At 60.3% G+C, this 16,602-nt stretch carries 21 protein-coding genes; 16 read left to right on the top strand and 5 right to left on the bottom strand.

The window, feature by feature from the left end:
* Positions 1-46 precede the first annotated feature (46 nt).
* A complete protein-coding gene (locus tag QOV41_RS09185) occupies positions 47-730 on the top strand; it encodes an NnrU family protein (protein ID WP_284580975.1) in 684 nt (227 codons plus the stop codon).
* Between the two features lie 114 nt (positions 731-844).
* Here the strand turns inward: QOV41_RS09185 and QOV41_RS09180 are convergent, their stop codons facing one another.
* The 3 genes from QOV41_RS09180 to QOV41_RS09170 form a co-directional block, all read right to left on the bottom strand.
* Positions 845-1,369, bottom strand: a complete 525-nt coding sequence (locus QOV41_RS09180; protein ID WP_284580974.1) for a YcnI family copper-binding membrane protein — start codon at positions 1,367-1,369, stop codon at positions 845-847.
* 66 nt (positions 1,370-1,435) lie between these two features.
* Positions 1,436-1,912 (bottom strand): hypothetical protein, encoded by a 477-nt coding sequence (locus tag QOV41_RS09175; RefSeq protein ID WP_284580973.1) that lies wholly within the window; start codon positions 1,910-1,912, stop codon positions 1,436-1,438.
* Positions 1,913-1,929: 17 nt separating this feature from the next.
* Positions 1,930-2,436 carry a hypothetical protein gene (locus QOV41_RS09170; protein ID WP_284580971.1) on the bottom strand — a complete coding sequence of 169 codons (507 nt, stop codon included), beginning with the start codon at positions 2,434-2,436 and terminating at the stop codon, positions 1,930-1,932.
* Between the two features lie 403 nt (positions 2,437-2,839).
* Here QOV41_RS09170 and QOV41_RS09165 point away from each other — a divergent pair, with 403 nt between their 5' ends.
* Positions 2,840-3,208: a DUF309 domain-containing protein gene (locus tag QOV41_RS09165; RefSeq protein ID WP_284580969.1), complete on the top strand. Its 369-nt coding sequence runs from the start codon at positions 2,840-2,842 to the stop codon at positions 3,206-3,208.
* A gap of 157 nt (positions 3,209-3,365) precedes the next feature.
* Here QOV41_RS09165 and nirK read toward each other — a convergent pair whose 3' ends face one another.
* Together nirK and QOV41_RS09155 are read right to left on the bottom strand one after the other, a co-directional pair.
* Positions 3,366-4,523 (bottom strand): copper-containing nitrite reductase, encoded by a 1,158-nt coding sequence (nirK, locus tag QOV41_RS09160; protein WP_284580967.1) that lies wholly within the window; start codon positions 4,521-4,523, stop codon positions 3,366-3,368.
* A 219-nt stretch (positions 4,524-4,742) separates the two neighbouring features.
* Positions 4,743-5,189, bottom strand: a complete 447-nt coding sequence (locus QOV41_RS09155) for a pseudoazurin (RefSeq protein ID WP_284580966.1) — start codon at positions 5,187-5,189, stop codon at positions 4,743-4,745.
* A 181-nt stretch (positions 5,190-5,370) separates the two neighbouring features.
* On the opposite strand from QOV41_RS09155, the gene QOV41_RS09150 reads away from it, so the two are divergent.
* The 14 genes from QOV41_RS09150 (at position 5,371) to QOV41_RS09085 (ending at position 16,599) form a co-directional block, all read left to right on the top strand.
* Positions 5,371-6,069: a Crp/Fnr family transcriptional regulator gene (locus QOV41_RS09150; protein WP_284580964.1), complete on the top strand. Its 699-nt coding sequence runs from the start codon at positions 5,371-5,373 to the stop codon at positions 6,067-6,069.
* Between the two features lie 167 nt (positions 6,070-6,236).
* Complete coding sequence (gene ccoN / locus QOV41_RS09145; protein WP_284580963.1) at positions 6,237-7,880, top strand: cytochrome-c oxidase, cbb3-type subunit I; 1,644 nt, start codon at positions 6,237-6,239, stop codon at positions 7,878-7,880.
* Between the two features lie 5 nt (positions 7,881-7,885).
* The gene (gene ccoO, locus QOV41_RS09140; RefSeq protein WP_284580962.1) at positions 7,886-8,617 is read left to right on the top strand and encodes a cytochrome-c oxidase, cbb3-type subunit II; all 732 of its coding nucleotides are present in this window, start codon (positions 7,886-7,888) and stop codon (positions 8,615-8,617) included.
* Positions 8,618-8,791 (top strand): cbb3-type cytochrome c oxidase subunit 3, encoded by a 174-nt coding sequence (locus tag QOV41_RS09135; RefSeq protein WP_284580960.1) that lies wholly within the window; start codon positions 8,618-8,620, stop codon positions 8,789-8,791.
* The gene (gene ccoP / locus QOV41_RS09130) at positions 8,782-9,663 is read left to right on the top strand and encodes a cytochrome-c oxidase, cbb3-type subunit III (RefSeq protein WP_284580958.1); all 882 of its coding nucleotides are present in this window, start codon (positions 8,782-8,784) and stop codon (positions 9,661-9,663) included. The genes QOV41_RS09135 and ccoP overlap by 10 nt, the downstream gene beginning before the upstream one ends.
* Before the next feature lie 8 nt (positions 9,664-9,671).
* Positions 9,672-9,872 carry a hypothetical protein gene (locus QOV41_RS09125; RefSeq protein ID WP_284581437.1) on the top strand — a complete coding sequence of 67 codons (201 nt, stop codon included), beginning with the start codon at positions 9,672-9,674 and terminating at the stop codon, positions 9,870-9,872.
* Positions 9,873-9,892: 20 nt separating this feature from the next.
* The gene (locus QOV41_RS09120) at positions 9,893-10,690 is read left to right on the top strand and encodes a DUF2189 domain-containing protein (protein WP_284580956.1); all 798 of its coding nucleotides are present in this window, start codon (positions 9,893-9,895) and stop codon (positions 10,688-10,690) included.
* 16 nt (positions 10,691-10,706) lie between these two features.
* Positions 10,707-12,941: a heavy metal translocating P-type ATPase gene (locus tag QOV41_RS09115; protein WP_284580955.1), complete on the top strand. Its 2,235-nt coding sequence runs from the start codon at positions 10,707-10,709 to the stop codon at positions 12,939-12,941.
* Positions 12,938-13,147 carry a cbb3-type cytochrome oxidase assembly protein CcoS gene (gene ccoS, locus QOV41_RS09110; RefSeq protein WP_284580953.1) on the top strand — a complete coding sequence of 70 codons (210 nt, stop codon included), beginning with the start codon at positions 12,938-12,940 and terminating at the stop codon, positions 13,145-13,147. Before QOV41_RS09115 ends, ccoS begins: the two co-directional genes overlap by 4 nt.
* An 85-nt stretch (positions 13,148-13,232) precedes the next feature.
* Positions 13,233-13,601: a hypothetical protein gene (locus QOV41_RS09105; RefSeq protein ID WP_284580951.1), complete on the top strand. Its 369-nt coding sequence runs from the start codon at positions 13,233-13,235 to the stop codon at positions 13,599-13,601.
* Entirely contained in the window at positions 13,598-13,975 is a 378-nt protein-coding gene (locus QOV41_RS09100) for a YbaN family protein (RefSeq protein ID WP_350151019.1), read from the top strand. Before QOV41_RS09105 ends, QOV41_RS09100 begins: the two co-directional genes overlap by 4 nt.
* A gap of 305 nt (positions 13,976-14,280) precedes the next feature.
* Positions 14,281-15,216 (top strand): IS110 family RNA-guided transposase, encoded by a 936-nt coding sequence (locus QOV41_RS09095; RefSeq protein ID WP_284577271.1) that lies wholly within the window; start codon positions 14,281-14,283, stop codon positions 15,214-15,216.
* Positions 15,217-15,494: 278 nt separating this feature from the next.
* Entirely contained in the window at positions 15,495-16,193 is a 699-nt protein-coding gene (locus QOV41_RS09090) for a CDP-alcohol phosphatidyltransferase family protein (RefSeq protein WP_284580950.1), read from the top strand.
* Positions 16,194-16,308: 115 nt separating this feature from the next.
* Positions 16,309-16,599: a Dabb family protein gene (locus tag QOV41_RS09085; protein WP_284580949.1), complete on the top strand. Its 291-nt coding sequence runs from the start codon at positions 16,309-16,311 to the stop codon at positions 16,597-16,599.
* Positions 16,600-16,602: the final 3 nt, after the last annotated feature.

The raw sequence follows: 16,602 nt of genomic DNA, 5'->3' as shown, positions 1-16,602 counted from the left end.
GTGCTGTTTACGCGCCCACTCGCCTGCCCAGACCCGGATTGATCGATTGACACAGTTTCTTGTTGCTCTGCTCGTGTTCCTGCTCCTCCATTCGGTACCCTCCGTCCCCACAATCCGAGCGCGCCTGATCGCGGTCCTGGGCCGGCGCGCCTATCTCATTCTCTATTCGGTTGTTTCACTTGCTAGCTTGGCGTGGGTTTTCCATGCGGCACTGCAAATCGATTATATCGAACTCTGGTCTCCAGCCCCGTGGCACGCCTGGGTGCCGCTTATCCTCACGCCAATAGCGTTCTTCTTGCTGTTGGCGGGTCTTCTCAGTCCCAACCCAATCTCCGTGAGCATGCGCAAAGGGAGCCAGCCCGGGACGATTGTGGCGATTACCCGGCACCCGGTCTTGTGGGGCTTTGTTCTCTGGGCAGCCAGCCACATCGTGGCCAATGGCGACCTCCGAGCCTTGTTGCTGTTCGGGGCTTTGACCGTGTTCGGTGTTTTCGGGATCGTCATGGCTGAGCGGAGGAGCAGCAAACGCAAGGATGCCTCGCTGGACTCCCTGAAACAGAATACGTCTATCGTTCCATTTCTGGCGGTGGCGCAAGGCCGAGCCCGGCTGGGAGTCGATCGCGCCATGGTGTTGGCTTTGGTGCTGACGGTCCTCCTGACCACATGGCTACTCATAGGCTGTCATGTGGTGCTGTTTGGCGCAGATCCCTTGGCGATGATCCACACCTAGTCCTCGATCAACCCGGTATTGCCGTGATCTGACCGCTCCTTGTGCTGCAGTAAAGGCCGTCACCTCTGGAAGCGGGCAGACGCGGGTTAAGCCCCGCGTCCGAGTTGGAAAGCCTCAATGGTGATGCCCCGAACCCGCCTTTAGGGTAACTGCAGGAGCAGGGAATTCCACGTCCTCATTCCCCGACTGGTCAATCCAGGCATCTTCATCGCTGCCGCAAGTCTGGATGACTGAGAAATAGAAGGTGGTACCTTCCTCGGGGTTTTCAGCAAAAGTCCCGCGGAAGGTGAACTCGTCGAAGAAGTCGTCCGGCAGCGACCCACCGGTCCAGGAAATCTCCTTGACCCCTTCGGTAAGCTCGGTGCCATGGTTCATGAAGGGGGTCTCGTAGGGTCCGGCTACCGTCTCAATATCCCAACCTGCCTTGGGCATGGGCCTGGCGTAACTTTGTAGAGTCCTTCCGGGATCTGGACAAGAAACCCTCGTCGGCGCTTCGCCGCCGCAGCCATGTCCAACAACGAGCACGGCTGGATACGAGGCGCCCAACTGCGCCTCCTTGCTCTGGAGGACGATGTGGGCCTGCGCAGGAACGCTTCCCAAGGTCAGTGCGATAGCGGTCAGCACAACAGTTTTCTCCATGTCATCTTCTCCAGTGTTGGATCATCTACTCCCATGAGACTTTCGTAGCCCCGTCCGGGCATCAAATCATTGCAACAGATCAATTTCTTGCGGAATCTGGAGAGCGAAGGGCACCGTCACCACTTCGCCGCCGCCGATGAACTCGACCCAGAGCGCATAGGTGCCTGGAGCGTGCGGCGTCAGGTGGATGCTCATCTCGGCAGCGACCGCGGCAGCATCGCTTTCGCCGGTTCCATGTCCTGCGTGTCCGACGTGACCAGCAGAGGAGGAGTGAGACATATCAGCCATATGGCCGTGGCCGTGCTCTTCGCGCGACCCGGCTCCGCGCTCGTCATAGGCGGCCGGTTCGTGGTCGTGACCGCCCATGTGTCCCTGCTGCTCCATGCTACCGTGGTCCTCGTGTGAATGGTCCCCTTCGGCCATGGCGTGCGCATGCACATAGGTCAGGTCCTCGGCTCTGACGAGTACAGCGTGAGCGGCCACACCAAGATAGGGCTCGAGATCGGTCGCCGGCTCACCGCCCTTTTCCACGACAAGGCTCATCGTGCCTTCCTGTCCCGCTACGAGCTCGGAGGCATCCAGTAGCACCGTGTAGCCTCGACGGACGCGGCGACGAGCCCGTCCGCGACAACGGCCGGCTGTCCTGTCATCGCCGCACCGGCCGTTGAGTCCTCGTCGCTTCGATCACCCACCTGGATATCAAAGCGGAGCACCTGCTGGCCTAGCCCGGAGGGGACCGCGTCCGTGTAGATGTGGTAGAGACCCGGTTCGGGAAATGCGATCTCGGTGGTGAAGCGCCCCTCCTCATCGGCCGCCTCGACGTGCTGATGGATGAGGCGCGAAAGTGCTGAGTCCGTGGCCAGCACATGGAGTTGTTGGGTAAGCTCGACATCGAACCGAGAGATTGGTTCACCGGTATCGAGATTGAAGTAAGTCAGTTCAAGCTGGCGGGAGAGCGGCCCAGTCTCTTGGACCACCATCTCTCCGGAAACCTCCCGGTCCACATTGGGCAGAACGAAGGAGCCCTCGATAGTTTCTTCCTGGGCTATAGCTGCGCCGCATTTCACGTGTTCCCGGTAGCATGTGAGAAGGAGTGCTGTGGGCACTGGGTGGGCAACTCAGCAGGGCACCGACGGCCTTCTGCCTGCCGACCGCTGCCTCAGATGGCTTCAGTGCCTTCCAGCATGTGCAGCACGGCGCCATACTACTGCTCAGGCTCAAGCACTGCTTGCGCTGGATCAAATTGCGAGCAGGCCGGCGTGGTTATTTGAATCGGATACGGCCAGGAGGGGATGCTTGATAGAACGACAATGTCCTCCGAAGTACGCGGCACACCGCCCTTTTCCGGCTTACGCCTACCTGCCGGGGCGGTCTCCTCATCCGGTCCGACATCCGAGTGGACACAGTTTCGGCCGCATAGCCGCGCTGCCTTCCCATCCGGCTGCGAGGCTGGAGGAGTTCGCCTGGGGCGTGGACCTCTTTAATCATGGCTACTACTGGGAAGCGCACGAGGCCTGGGAGGATGTATGGCAGCTGAGCGAGGGACAGCAGCGATTATACCTCAAGGCGCTCATTCTGCTCTGTGCCGCGGGAGTCAAAGTGCGAGAGCAAAAAACATCAGCCGCGATGCGGCACGGAAGTCGAGCCGCCGCTACGATGTCCCGCGCCATTGAAGATGCGACATTGCTGCCCCTCCATTGCATGGAGTTTTCCCCACAGCACATAATCAAGGGACTTGCTGCTGCTATTGACCAAATCCTGGACAACGCTGGGGTGAATGCGGCACCGTATAGGGTCTTTCCATTCGAACTGCATCCGGCGCACTGTTCACCCAGTTAGTGGCCTAGTAGCAGGGCTCAGCGGCACATACTGGGTTTGGAGTGGCTTTGCAGCTATTGCTTCCTTCGGTTGTAAAGTGACCCATACGGAAGAAGCGCACTCGTGGGTGCGCTTCCTGTGTTGGCGCCGGTGACCAGCGCAGTTTACGTGCAGTCAATCAGTGTCCCGACATACCCGCGTCAGGGGGTTCACCGATCGGCCCGAAGATGTCGGGCTGCTCTTCCCCTTCCACGATCAGGTAACCAGCGAGCCCGCGTTCAGCACGCGACAGGGCATGGTCCACAAGGACATAGCGTCCGGGCACGTCGCATTTGAACTCGACCATCGCAGCTCCGCCAGCGGGGACCGTCACCGTCTGCACGTCGGTAAGCGGTGGGCTGGTGAGCGAAGCCGCCTGATAGACGCGGTCGAAGATCTCGCCGATGACGTGGAACGAGGAGGTGAAGTTAGGACCACCCACGCCAAAGAAGATGCGCACGGTCTCCCCTACGTTCGCCTTGAGCGGGAAGTGATCGGTCAGGGCACCGACATGCCCATTGAAGACGAAGTACTCCGGACGCTCGTTGAGCAGCTTTTCGTAACTCTCGGTCAGCAGGCCCGGGGTGCCATAGGCCTCCTCGGTGTAGATTTCTCCCTGCATGACGTAAAACTCGCGATCGACCGGTGCGAGACCTTCTTCTGGTTCCACCAAGATCAGACCGTACATCCCGGCTGCCAGATGCAGCGCCACCGGCGGCACGGCACAGTGATACACATAAAGACCAGGGTTCAGAGCCTTGAAGCGGAACGCATGTTCTTCACCAGGCATCGAGGTAGTCAGTACGGCACCGCCACCAGGGCCGGTGGCCGCATGGAAGTCGACATTGTGCGCCATCCAGCTGTCTTCGGCGTTCTTGAGATAGCACTCGACGGTATCGCCGACGCGAACTCGAATGAACGGACCCGGAACACGCCCGTTGAAGGTCCAGTAGCGGAAGAGGCTCTCGCCGCCCAAATGGGCCTCCATTTCCACCGTCTCAAGGTCCACCCTGATGGTCTGCGGTTCGCGCCGCGTGATTGGGGGTGGAATGTCGGTGGGGTCATGGGCGATGTCAGCATGGGCTGGCATCGTTGGGCTGGTTTGATACAAGCGACCGCTGCCTGTGCCTCCAGCATCCGACATGTGCCGATGGTCAGCCTTCGCCTGCACAGCCATACCCCCCAAGGCTCCGACGAAGGTGAGACCGGCAGTACCAGCGAGCAGGGTGCGACGGCTCAGCTTTTCGCCCTGGCCCTCTTGGGCAACTTCAGTCTCGGGGTGCGCTTTCTTGAACATGATTCTTCTCCAGAATGTCCTGGCCAGTCAGGGCGGGTTTTATTGCCGCGCCTCTTGTGTGGTCGATGACACCCTAGGACCGAGCGCCCGGTCCTTCCTTGCGTCAGATCAAACAATTCGACGTTCTAGGTTTGCTGCGCGCGAGGGGCTGATCTCAATGGGGCAAAGAAAAACCCGCAGGGCTGGCCTGCGGGGTAGATCAGATAGACCGATGTCAGATCAGAGACCCAGTTCTTCGTAGGCCGCATCGAACCGCTGTTGAGCTTTGGGCGGCACCTTCACGGCCTTGGCTTCTTCCAGATTGGGCAGTTCATCGCCCACCGCGATCGCGGCAACCATGCCCATCCCGAAGTGCGGTGCGCACTTGACGCCATAAAGGCCGGGAACATCGAACGTTACACTCACCTCCTGGTTGATCTTGCCCTTGAATGCCTCGGCACCCTCTGGGATCATGCCCAGGATTGCCTCAGCGTTGTGGCTCTTGTCCGTAGGCACAAACGTGACCGTGTCACCGGGCTGGATCTGCAGCGCCGCCGGCTCGAAGACCATCGCGCCAGCATCGCCCTTGTTCAGCATCTTGATCTCATAGTCCGCCGCAAAGGCTGGCGCCCCCAAGAACGCCCCAAATGCCAAGCCGATCACGATGGTTTTGAGTGTGGTGCGCATTATTCTTCTCCTTGAGCGCTGGGACCCGTTGGCCCCTTCGACGTTGTTTCTATGCATGATGGCCCATCGCCTCTTTGACCGGGGTCAAAGAGCGCTACGATTTCGAGAATGGCGCCATACGTTGATCGAGCTGCCCACCATCGTGTAAGGCTCATCTCACGCTCAGGTTGAAGGGAAGACATTGGCTGGAGTTGACCCTACGCTAGTGCGGGAGCTGCCTCTTTTCGAGAAGCTGAGCGCCGAAGAACTGGAGCAGTTGCTAGCCAAGGCATCACTGCGGCGGGCACCGATCGGTACGGCCATTTTCGAGCAGGGGCAGCCGGCGAAAGAGTTCTTTCTGCTGTTGCATGGGCGCCTGAAAGTCACCCAAGTTACGGCAGACGGTCAGCAGATCATCGTCCGCGTTGTCCATCCCGGCGATATCTTCGGCTTTGCCAAAGCCCTCCAAAGAGAGGACTACCCCGGCACTCCGGTTGCAGTTGCGGAAAGCTTAGTCGTCTGCTGGCCGACCGAGGTCTGGGGGAGTCTGATCGAACGGATTCCCGCCCTGGCCGTCAATGCAATGCAAACGATCGGGGAGCGCCTGCAGGAGGCGCACACGCGCATGCGCGAAATGGCGACGGAGGAGGTCGAACGTCGCCTCGCCCACGCTGTCCTGCGCCTCGTCAAGCAAGCGGGAAAACGGGAGGAGAACGGCGTGCGGATCGATTTCCAGATCTCGCGCCAGGACCTTGCCGAGATGACCGGCACCACTCTGCATACCGTTTCGCGCATTCTGAGCGCCTGGGAATCACGCGGACTGGTGGAAGGTGGGCGGCAGAAGCTACTCGTTCGCGACCAGAACGCATTGTTGACGATCGCTGAAGAAGGCTCACGGTAAGGCCGCCAGCCATCCGCCTGAGCCAAGTCCCCCTTCACGCTCGATATGTTCAAGGGCCACGCTGATCTCCGGAGAGACTTTGCGCTAGATCAAAGACGCTGCTGAACTTTGCTCTACCTCTGACCCAAACGCGGGTCGTTCGCCCGCTGGGGAACGGGGCAAAATCAATGATAGCAGATCTGACACGGACCGAACGGCTGTGGGCAATGATCATACTCGGCGTGCTCACACTGCTGGGGCTCGCAATGGCAGCGGCGGGGCGCGCCGACCTGCTCGGCATCCACGGCTGGATGGTACTCGCTGCGGGCGTGATCGGCTTTACCGCCGTCGCGCAACGGTACAACGCACCGGAGCCATCGGCAGAGCGGCTGAACGAATACTACGACGCGCCAACCAAGCTGGGCATTATCCTGACGCTCCTCTGGGGTGTCGTCGGAATGGGCGCCGGCTTCTGGGTCGCGGCGCTCCTGGCATGGCCGGATTTCACCATCGACGCCGCTTGGGCGAGCTTCGGCCGGCTACGCCCTGTGCACACGAGCGGCGTCATCTTCGGCTTTGGCGGCAATGCCTTGATTGCCACTTCTTTACATGTCCTCCAGCGCACGACCCGTGCCCGCCTACCCGATCAGATCAGCCCATGGTTCGTGCTGCTTGGCTACAATCTGTTCTGCTTATTGGCGGCCAGCGGGTACCTTATGGGCCTCACCCAATCAAAGGAATACGCCGAGCCCGAGTGGTACGCCGACATCTGGCTGGTCGTTGTCTGGGTGGTCTACTTCGCCATCTACATGCGCACCCTGGCGCGCCGCAAAGAGCCGCACATCTATGTGGCTAACTGGTACTACATGGCCTTCATCCTCGTGGTGGCCATCCTTCATATCGTCAACAACCTAGCCGTCCCGATCTCGCTGGGTAGCGCAAAGTCTTACTCGCTGTTCTCGGGTGTGCAGGATGCCATGACGCAGTGGTGGTACGGGCACAACGCGGTCGCCTTCTTCCTCACCGCCGGCTTCTTGGGCATGATGTATTACTACCTGCCCAAGCGAGCCAACCGGCCCATATTCTCGTATCGCTTGTCGATCATCAGCTTCTGGGGCATCACCTTCATGTACATGTGGGCGGGCTCGCACCACCTGCACTACACCGCCCTCCCCCATTGGGTTCAGACCCTCGGCATGGCCTTCTCGGTCGTTCTTCTGGTCCCATCATGGGCCTCTGCCGGGAACGCTTTGCTGACGCTCAACGGTGCCTGGCACAAGGTCCGCGACGACGCGGTACTCCGCTTCATGGCGCTTGCCGCAATCTTCTACGGCATCACCACGTTCGAAGGCTCCTTCATGGCGATCCGCGCCGTGAACTCGCTCAGCCACTACACTGATTGGACCATAGGGCACGTGCATGCCGGCGCTCTCGGCTGGGTGGCCATGATCACCTTTGGATCGCTCTATTCGCTGGTTCCATCCATGTGGAAGCGGCCAAACCTTTATTCGCAGAAGCTGGTGGAAGTGCACTTCTGGCTCGCCCTGTCGGGTACCGTGATCTACGTCTTCGCGATGTGGAACTCGGGTGTGATCCAGGGCCTGATGTGGCGCACCTACACAGAGAGTGGCGGCCTCGCCTACTCCTTCATCGATAGCCTAGTGGCCATGCACCCCTACTACATCGTGCGTGCATTCGGCGGGTTGCTGTTCCTACTGGGTGCCCTCGTTGCCCTCTTCAACATCATCATGACTATCCGCATGCCCGCGCCGGTCGCTGACGAGGTCGCCTTCGACCTGCCTGCCCAGCCGGCACTGCAAGCTGGAGAATAAGTGCAATGTTTGGCCTTCACTACAATCTGGAACGCAGTGCCGTAGGCTTGGTGGCGTTCATCGTCATAGTCGCCTCAATCGGCGGCTTCATCGAGATCGCGCCCCTCTTCACCATCGACGAAACCGTGGAAGAAGCACCTGATATGCGGGTCTATACTCCGCTCGAAGTTGCCGGCCGCAACATCTACATCCGCGAGGGCTGCTACGCCTGCCACAGTCAGATGATCCGTACCCTGCAGGACGAAGTGGAGCGGTATGGACCCTACTCCTTGGCAGTCGAGAGCCAGTACGACCATCCACAGCTCTGGGGATCCAAGCGCACGGGGCCAGACTTGGCTCGCCTGGGCGACAAGTACTCGGATGCCTGGCACACAATGCATCTTAACAACCCGCGTGACGTGGTGCCCGAATCCAAGATGCCGGCCTATCGTTGGCTGCTTCGCGACCAGCTAAAGACCGACGACCTCGGAGCGCATCTGGCGGCACTCAGGACGGTGGGTGTCCCCTACAGCGACGAGCAGATTGCCAATGCCGAGATCGATGCATTCGGTCAGGCGAACCCGGACTCTCCGGCTTCTGGTGGTGTGGCAGAGCGCTATGGCGCCGAAACCAACATCCGAATGTTTGACGGCGTACAGGGGCGGCTGTCCGATATGGACGCGCTGGTGGCCTATCTCCAGGTCCTCGGCACCCTGACAGATGCCGCGCAAGAAACTGCCTTGGCGGGAGTGCAATAGATGCCCTTCGATCACGACGCGGTCGTCGCCTTCTCCAAGTCATTCGGGCTCTTCTATCTTGTTGGCCTCAGCGTGATTGCCGTCGCCTGGACCTACTGGCCCTCGAACAGAAAGAAGTTTGAAGAAGCGGCCAAGCGGCCGGTGCGCGAAGAGGAGGACCGGCCATGGCGCTAGGCGAACGCGACGAATTCTCCGGCCAGATGACGACGGGCCACGAATGGAACGGTATCAAGGAGTTGAACTCTCCGGTTCCCAAACCTGTTTATCTTGCTCTCATCGCCTTTGGGGGATTTGCAATCCTCTGGACGGTACTGATGCCGAGCTGGCCGGGCTTGAACGGTTACTTCCGCGGACTGCTTGGCGCTGATCAGCATGTCGCGGTTCGCGAAAGTCTCACGCAAGCGCAAGCGGCTCGGGCGGCATGGGCGGATCGCATTGGTGCGACTGACTTTGCAAGCATCCAGGCAGACGAGAGCCTGATGCAGGTGGTCCGAGATACCGGAGCCACGCTTTTTGCCGACAATTGTGCCGGCTGCCACGGCGCCAAGGCCACCGGTGGCCCCGGCTTCCCGAACTTGGCTAATGCGCCGGCCATGTGGGGCGACGAGCCCGAAACGATCGCCGAGACCATTCGTGTCGGTATCAATGGGCAAAGCCCGGAAACGCGCTATGCCCAAATGCTGGCCTTTGGTCGCGACAAGATGTTGAGCGGCGCAGAGATTGGCACGGTGGTGACCTATGTCGAGTCGCTTTCCAAGCCAGAGGTCGCCAGTTCTGCTGAACCCGAGCTTCTCGCTGCCGGGGCGGAGATCTTCGCCAACAATTGCGCGGGGTGTCACGGTCTCGAGGCGACGGGCATGGTCGAGAGTGGTGCTCCCAATCTGGCCGACGAATTCTGGATCTATGGCGGCGACAGGGCCAGCATTCGAGACTCGGTCTACCATGGTCGTGCCGGCACGATGCCTTCCTGGGAGGGGCGACTCTCGCCAACAGACATCAAGCTTTTGACGCTCTACGTCCTCGAACTGCGACAGGCTCAGCAATGAGTTCGCCGGTGACCCTGGACCAACCGGAGCCGAAGCGTCGTAGCACCCCGCTGATGCTGCTCATGGCTGCACTGGCCATCGTTGGCGTGCTGATCGGAGCCAATGCGCATCTTGTCTATGTGGCGTTTGCATCGCAGCCAGACTGCGTCACTCACCTCAAAACTGAAAGCAAGCATGGCGGCTACCGCGCTGCCAAGTCCGCCTGCTGACATCAACCCGGACACCTCCAATGGCGAAGACCCTCCTCAGCATTCCAGAAACTGTCCCACCGCTCCCCAAAGCGGTCGATCACCGCCGAAACCTCGCCGCCAACTCAGCTTTTGGCTGGCTGGCCGCCGGCTGGCGTGACCTATGGACGGACCCGTTCTCCAGTCTCGCCTACGGCGTGGGGGTGGCCATGCTGTCGCTCCTGGTGCTCGTGGGCATGATCCAGTTTGACTGGGTGCAGGTGCTGTTCCCCGCATTGGCAGGCTTCCTTGTTGTGGGCCCCCTGCTCGCCACGGGGCTGTACGAGAAGAGCCGCCGCCTGCAAGCGGGCGAGCGCGTCTCCTTGGTCGCCATGCTTTTCCCGACGAATGGTGGGGCGGCCCACCTGCTCTTTGTCGGGGCGGTTCTCGTCACGCTCATGCTGGTCTGGATGCGCGCCGCGGTCCTGCTCTATGCCCTGTTCTTCGGATGGCGCCCGTTCCCTGGCGCCGACGAGTTGTTTAGCCTCCTGTTCACCACACCAACCGGTGTCGCCATGCTTGTGACGGGTACCGCCGTTGGTGGGCTATTCGCCGCTTTCGCCTTTGCCATCAGCGCCTTCTCAATCCCCATGATGCTCGACAAGCATTCGGATGCGTTTTCCGCCATGGGGCTGTCGATGTCCCTGGTCTGGAACAACCTGCCGGCATTGCTCGTGTGGGGCGCCCTTGTCATGGCGTTGACCGCCGCTTCACTGCTGACGGGTCTGATCGGAATGATCTTGATCTTCCCGCTGCTCGGTCATGCAACTTGGCATGCTTACATGGCGGTGAAAGGCTAAGGCAATGAGCTGCTGCTTGCCTCCGCCCGAGTTTGTCGAGGCTGTTGCCGGGCCCGTGCAACGAGGTCCCTCGGCCAATGAGGCGCAACTCGCCAGTCGGGATCTCGGCGGCGGCATCCGGCAGTCCGACTTCGCTGTACCGGCAATCCACTGCGGTGCCTGCATCAACACCATTGAACAGGCCTTGGGGCAGATACCGAGGGTACAATCGGCACGGGTGAACCTCTCGACCAAACGCGTATCTGTCCGCTGGACCGGCGACACGATACCGTCAGTCGTCGATGCAATGGTCAGGTTGGGCTACGAACCACATCTCTACGAAGCCCATGACGAGCAAAAGGATCAGATACTGCCCGCGCTGATTAGGGCGCTCGCGGTCGCTGCCTTTGCGTCCATGAACATCATGATGCTGTCGGGCTCGGTGTGGTCGGGCGCTGATGGTCCCACCCGCGACATTCTGCACTGGATCTGCGCCGGGCTGACACTGCCCGCCCTGCTCTATTCAGGCCGCACGTTCTATGCCTCCGCTTGGCAGGCCATGACGCATGGCCGCACCAATATGGATGTACCGATCACTATCGGCATCATTCTAGCTTTCGCGCTAAGCCTTCACGACACCATCAGATCCGGCGAGCAGGTCTATTTTGATGCTACCGTATCTCTTCTGTTCTTTCTGCTGATCGGGCGAACACTCGACCATGTCATGCGGGAGCGAGCCCGTATGGCCGTGAGAGGTTTGGCCCAACTCTCCCCTCGCGGCGCCCTAGTCCAACAGGAGGACGGCACCTGCGAGTACTTGCCGCTCCGAGATATCGCCCCCGGGATGATCGTGTTGCTGGTGCCCGGCGAGCGCGTCCCCGTGGACGCGCTTGTGATCGAAGGTAGCTCCGACCTGGACCGCAGCCTCCTGAGCGGAGAAAGCACTCCCGATCCTGTTCAGCCCGGCACTCGCGTCGAGGCCGGAACCCTCAACCTGACCGGGTCCCTCACCCTGCAGGTAGAGGCTAGCGAGCAGGAATCTACTCTCGCGCAGATGATCAGGCTGCTGGAAGGCGCCGAAAACGGCCGGGCTAGCTATCGGCGCATTGCTGACCGTGCTGCCGAGCTCTACTCGCCCGTTGTGCATCTGTCCGCCGCCGCGGCTTTTGTGGGTTGGATGCTCTTTGATGGCGACCTGCATAATGCGGCCACCATCGCCATCGCCGTCCTGATCATCACTTGCCCCTGCGCGCTTGGGCTGGCCGTGCCGATGGTTCAAGTTGTAGCCGCACGGCGCCTGTTCGATGCGGGCATTATGATGAAGGACGGTAGCGCCCTCGAACGACTGGCTGAAGTGGACACCGCAATCTTCGACAAGACCGGTACGCTTACCGAAGGCACGCCTGAGTTGGCCAACCGTACCACCATACCCGCCGAGATCATGGCTCTGGCTGCAAGCATAGCGCAGGGATCCCAGCACCCCTATTCAAGGGCAATTGTGCGCGCTGCCTCTGGTGCTGGAGATCACCGCGCCCGAAGCTGGGAGAGCCTAGAGGAAGTACCCGGCCTTGGCGTAGAGGCTCGCGAGGGTGGCTCGATATACCGCCTTGGCCGCGCCGGGTGGGCTCTCTCCGAACCTGGTCAGACGGGAACAGTGCTCACACGCGATGGCGCGCTGCTGGCAGGTTTCGAGTTCGCGGAACGACTGCGGCCAGGAGCGGCGCAAGCCGTGGCGACGCTGAAGACGGATGGCGTGCTTCTGGAGATCGTCTCGGGAGACCAGCCCAAGGCGGTGCAGCAAGTCGCGGATAAACTCGGTATACACGACACTCTGGCCGGAGCGCTCCCCGCCGACAAATGCGAGCGTCTCAAGGCGATCACCAATGCAGGCCACCGCCCGCTCATGGTTGGGGATGGCCTAAACGACGCGCCCGCTCTTCTTGGCGCTCACGTATCGATGGCGCCGGCCAACGCTGTAGATGTGGGCCGCAATGCAGCCGATTTCGTCTTCTTGCGAAGCGACCTGCTCGCCGTTCCGATAGCGCTACGCATCGCCCGAGAAGCAAGCGCGCTGGTCAAGCAGAACCTCGCTCTGTCCTTGCTGTACAACGCCATTGCCTTACCAGCAGCGGTTGCGGGATTGATCAACCCGTTCGTCGCGGCCATCGCAATGTCGCTCTCGTCAGTGGTGGTGGTGCTCAACGCTCTGCGGCTGGGCTTCCGCCGTCCAGGACTCGCTCCTCTGGAGCGCAGCTCGGAGGCCATTCTGTGAGCGATTTCTTCTTCTTGATCCCAATCTCGGTCGTGCTCGGTGCCGCAGGTCTGGTCGTCTTCCTGTGGACCCTGCGAGATGGACAGTATGAGGATTTGGACGGCGCGAGCCAGCGCGTCCTCTTTGACGCTGACGCGCCTATAGTAACGCGCGAACTGGACGGCACGTCCGGAGAACCAATCGATCCTCCGGGCAAGGTGAGCTAGCCTACCCTTGTTTGCGACAGAACAAACACATGATGGCACAAGATAGCTAAGCTGCACCGCAGCAAACCACCTTGGCCGCCTGCTCATGTCGTTTCATCCAGTTATCAGCCGCGAAACCTCGAGCCAAACAGATGACTTGGCGCAGCGCCTCCGATCTACAATCCAGCACGCCGCCAGCACTTGCGAGTGCCGCGAGCAGGTGGACGAAGCGATTGCCCGTTTCATGACACTTGAGCAGGCGCGGCGGGATCGGAGCGCCCTTCTGAAGGCCCGCGGGCAGCTAGTACGGATAATTGCGTTGACTCAGATGCTGGCTGAACTCGACGATATCAGCTGGACCGAGGTAGACCGCTCCGCTTTCGAGGAGTTGGCGCAACTCTTCGATGATGTGGCGCGGGCGGCTACACTTGGGTCGGCGGCGATGCAGATGATCTCAGGAGAAGTGCGGCAATGAGGGTGATGCGGGCGTGCAATCTCGCTCTAGGAGGCACAATGCTGTCCTTGGCAGCTGCCGGTGCCCTGCTGCCGGTCCTTCCTTCCACACCCTTCCTGCTTGCCGCGGCATGGTTCTTCTCGCGTTGCTCTCCCCGGGCCGAGCAATGGCTGCTGAACCACCCAGTGTTTGGTGAACCGCTGCGGAACTGGCGTCGGGAGAGAGCAGTAGCCCCTCGGGCGAAAGCTCTCGCGGTCGGCATGATGGGGGCGAGTTACATCATTCTGCTTATCACCGCCTCTCCTGACTGGCCGCTTGCCAGCGTGACGGCCTTTTTCCTTTTTCTGGTGGGTACATTCATTCTAACGCGGCCAGCACCGGCCGACAACGATTAAGCTGGAGCGGCCCGATGAACACGGTCTTCAGCCGCCGACGCTTTCTTGCGGCAGTTGCTGGTTATGCAGCTTTGGTCGTGTTCCCCACACTGTAACAACCGGCCATGGCCGCGTAACTTAAACCAAGCAGCCTCCTGTCTTTGCGAGATCGGTTATTATGGATGGTGCGGGTGGCATCCCGCGAGCCTCCGGGGCCATTGATCAAGCCCGTTTGCCGGCAAGGGAGCCACCCGATTTTCGCGTTCATCCTGAACAGTTGATTGGGGCTGTTGCGCAGACCCCGCAGTACAGGAACAGGAGACATAATGGACCAGATTTACATCGGCGTTGATGTCGCCAAGGCTTGGCTCGACATCTATCATCCAGCTCATGGTGCCCGGCGTATCGAGAACACTCCAGCCGGAATCCGGAGCTTTGCCAGTGCTGTTGCGCGCGAGGGAGCATGGGTCATCTTTGAGGCTAGCGGCGGTTACGATCGAGCGCTGCGCGACGGGCTTGAGGCGGGTAAATCCAGCTTCAGTCGAGTCAATCCTCGCCAAGCGCGTGACTTCGCCAGAGCCATGGGAGTGATCGGCAAGACCGACCGCGTTGATGCCAGGATGCTCGCGACCTTTGGACAGAAGCTGCAGCCGGCACAGACGCCCCCGATCTCGGCTACCAGGCAAGTGCTGCTCGCGCAGATCATCCGGCGCCGTCAATTAGTTGAAATGCGAAAGCAGGAGGCGACCCGTCTCCAGCAAACGACAGACAGCGATTCCAGATCCGATATGAAAAGCCTGATCCTGGTTCTGGAACGGCGAATTGCAAAGGTCGAGGCCAGGATCGCCGAGATCATCCAATCGTCGCCCGAAATAGCGGAAACGGACCGCATGCTTCAATCAGTGCCTGGCGTAGGTATGATCGTTTCCGCAACCTTGATGGCCGAGCTGCCGGAAATCGGCACGACGGATCGCCGAAAGATCGCGGCATTAGCCGGTCTCGCTCCGATCGCCCGTGACAGTGGACAGCGGCAGGGTAAGCGGGTCATCGGCGGCGGAAGGGCAACCGTCAGAACAGTCCTGTATCTTGCTGCCTTGCATGCCTCAAGGCATTCGACAACGTTCAAAGCCTTCCGGCGAAAGTTACAGGACGCAGGGAAACCAGTGAAAGCCGCACTGACGGCGACCGCCAGAAAGCTGCTCAGCGTCTTGAACAGTATGGTTGCGGACGGCGCCTACTTCCGGGAAATCCTGGCTACCTGAATACAGTTGCCGGCAAACCCTACGCGGTTCACATTGCAGCACGCCATTCCGTTTGATGGGAAGCAAAAGTTGGCAAGCCCATCCTAGAGCAGACGGCACCACATCGCCTCGCAAAATCAGGAAACGCAAGCCGCGAGGCTATCACCGAGGCTGCCGCCATCGTCTGCATGTCGGCACGGCCCAACTCTTCTGCCGGCGGCGGGTCTTTGCACCCGCGCACGTCGAAACCAGTTTCCGAGGGGACGGTTGCTCCAGTGGTCGTGTTCATCCACATTGAAATGATGAGTCCAAGCCACAAAGCCCTCGCCGTCCATCTTCTGACAGCTACAGGTGCCGTGCTCGCAATGCTGGCGATGCTCGCTGCCGTCGACGGCAGCTGGAATCTGATGTGGTTCTGGCTAGTAGTCGCCTTCGCTGTGGACGGTATCGACGGACCACTTGCCCGTCGATACAAGGTTGGCCGGAACGCTCCTCGCTATGACGGGGCCCTGATGGATCTCATCATCGACTACATCACCTACGTCTTCATCCCGGCCTATGCACTGTTCGCATCGGGACTGCTGCCGGAATGGGCTGGTTGGTTCGCAACCATCCTAATCATCTATGCCAGCATCATCTATTTCGCGGACACCGGCATGAAGACCCGAGACTACTCCTTCTCAGGCTTCCCAGGCTGTTGGAATATGGCAGTGCTGGTCTTCTTTGCGCTCGAACCGAGTTCCTGGGTGATCCTCCTGCTGGTGGTGCTTCTCGCAATTTCGATGTTCCTGCCGCTGAAATTCGTTCACCCGGTTCGCACGGCACGCTGGCGGAAGCTGACTCTGCCCGCCACTTCGCTGTGGGTGGTCTTGGCGGGGTTGGCAGTCGCCACGGACTTCAACCTCTCAGGCTGGGCAGAATGGGCGCTGGCGGCAACCTCCATCTATCTTGTGCTTGCGGGTGTCGTTCAGCAGGCGCTTTATGGTCCCAATGGATGAGAGCGCCGCACACCGCAACAATCAGCGTCACGCCAGAGCGTGCTCTCGACAAGACTGCTCGCTGACCAAGCGGTCCTGAACAACTGATAGAAAAAGGCGCCGGAGAGGCAAAGAGATGATCCGACACACAGTTGCATTCACGCTTCGGCACCCGGCGTGTTCAGAAGGCAAGCGAGACTTCTTTAAAGAGGCTCTAGTCCTATCCGAGATCCCCGGCGTCAGAAACTTCGAGCAACTTCGGCAGGTCAGTCGGAAGTGTGCCTTCACCTTCGGCTTCTCGATGGAGTTCGACGATCAAGCCGCATACGACGCGTACAACTCTCATCCGCTGCATACCGCCTTCGTCGAGACATTCTGGAAGACGCAAGTGGCAGATTTCCAGGAGACTGACTACGTCACTCTGTAGCGA

The sequence above is a fragment of the Devosia sp. RR2S18 genome (genome assembly GCF_030177755.1).
GTDB classification, from domain to species: Bacteria; Pseudomonadota; Alphaproteobacteria; order Rhizobiales; family Devosiaceae; genus Devosia; species Devosia rhizosphaerae.
Note: the sequence above shows the minus strand (reverse complement) of the source record. Positions and strands in the feature narration are given on the sequence as shown.

Bases quoted from the DNA above. Each gene is read 5' to 3' on its own strand.
- QOV41_RS09085 (WP_284580949.1), top strand. From the start codon at position 16,309: ATGATCCGACACACAGTTGCATTCACGCTTCGGCACCCGGCGTGTTCA.
- QOV41_RS09180 (WP_284580974.1), bottom strand. From the start codon at position 1,369: ATGGAGAAAACTGTTGTGCTGACCGCTATCGCACTGACCTTGGGAAGC.
- QOV41_RS09105 (WP_284580951.1), top strand. From the start codon at position 13,233: ATGTCGTTTCATCCAGTTATCAGCCGCGAAACCTCGAGCCAAACAGAT.
- ccoO (WP_284580962.1), top strand. From the start codon at position 7,886: ATGTTTGGCCTTCACTACAATCTGGAACGCAGTGCCGTAGGCTTGGTG.
- QOV41_RS09100 (WP_350151019.1), top strand. From the start codon at position 13,598: ATGAGGGTGATGCGGGCGTGCAATCTCGCTCTAGGAGGCACAATGCTG.
- QOV41_RS09135 (WP_284580960.1), top strand. From the start codon at position 8,618: ATGCCCTTCGATCACGACGCGGTCGTCGCCTTCTCCAAGTCATTCGGG.
- QOV41_RS09155 (WP_284580966.1), bottom strand. From the start codon at position 5,189: ATGCGCACCACACTCAAAACCATCGTGATCGGCTTGGCATTTGGGGCG.
- QOV41_RS09175 (WP_284580973.1), bottom strand. From the start codon at position 1,912: ATGAGCCTTGTCGTGGAAAAGGGCGGTGAGCCGGCGACCGATCTCGAG.
- QOV41_RS09090 (WP_284580950.1), top strand. From the start codon at position 15,495: ATGATGAGTCCAAGCCACAAAGCCCTCGCCGTCCATCTTCTGACAGCT.
- ccoN (WP_284580963.1), top strand. From the start codon at position 6,237: ATGATAGCAGATCTGACACGGACCGAACGGCTGTGGGCAATGATCATA.
- nirK (WP_284580967.1), bottom strand. From the start codon at position 4,523: ATGTTCAAGAAAGCGCACCCCGAGACTGAAGTTGCCCAAGAGGGCCAG.
- ccoP (WP_284580958.1), top strand. From the start codon at position 8,782: ATGGCGCTAGGCGAACGCGACGAATTCTCCGGCCAGATGACGACGGGC.
- QOV41_RS09095 (WP_284577271.1), top strand. From the start codon at position 14,281: ATGGACCAGATTTACATCGGCGTTGATGTCGCCAAGGCTTGGCTCGAC.
- QOV41_RS09120 (WP_284580956.1), top strand. From the start codon at position 9,893: ATGGCGAAGACCCTCCTCAGCATTCCAGAAACTGTCCCACCGCTCCCC.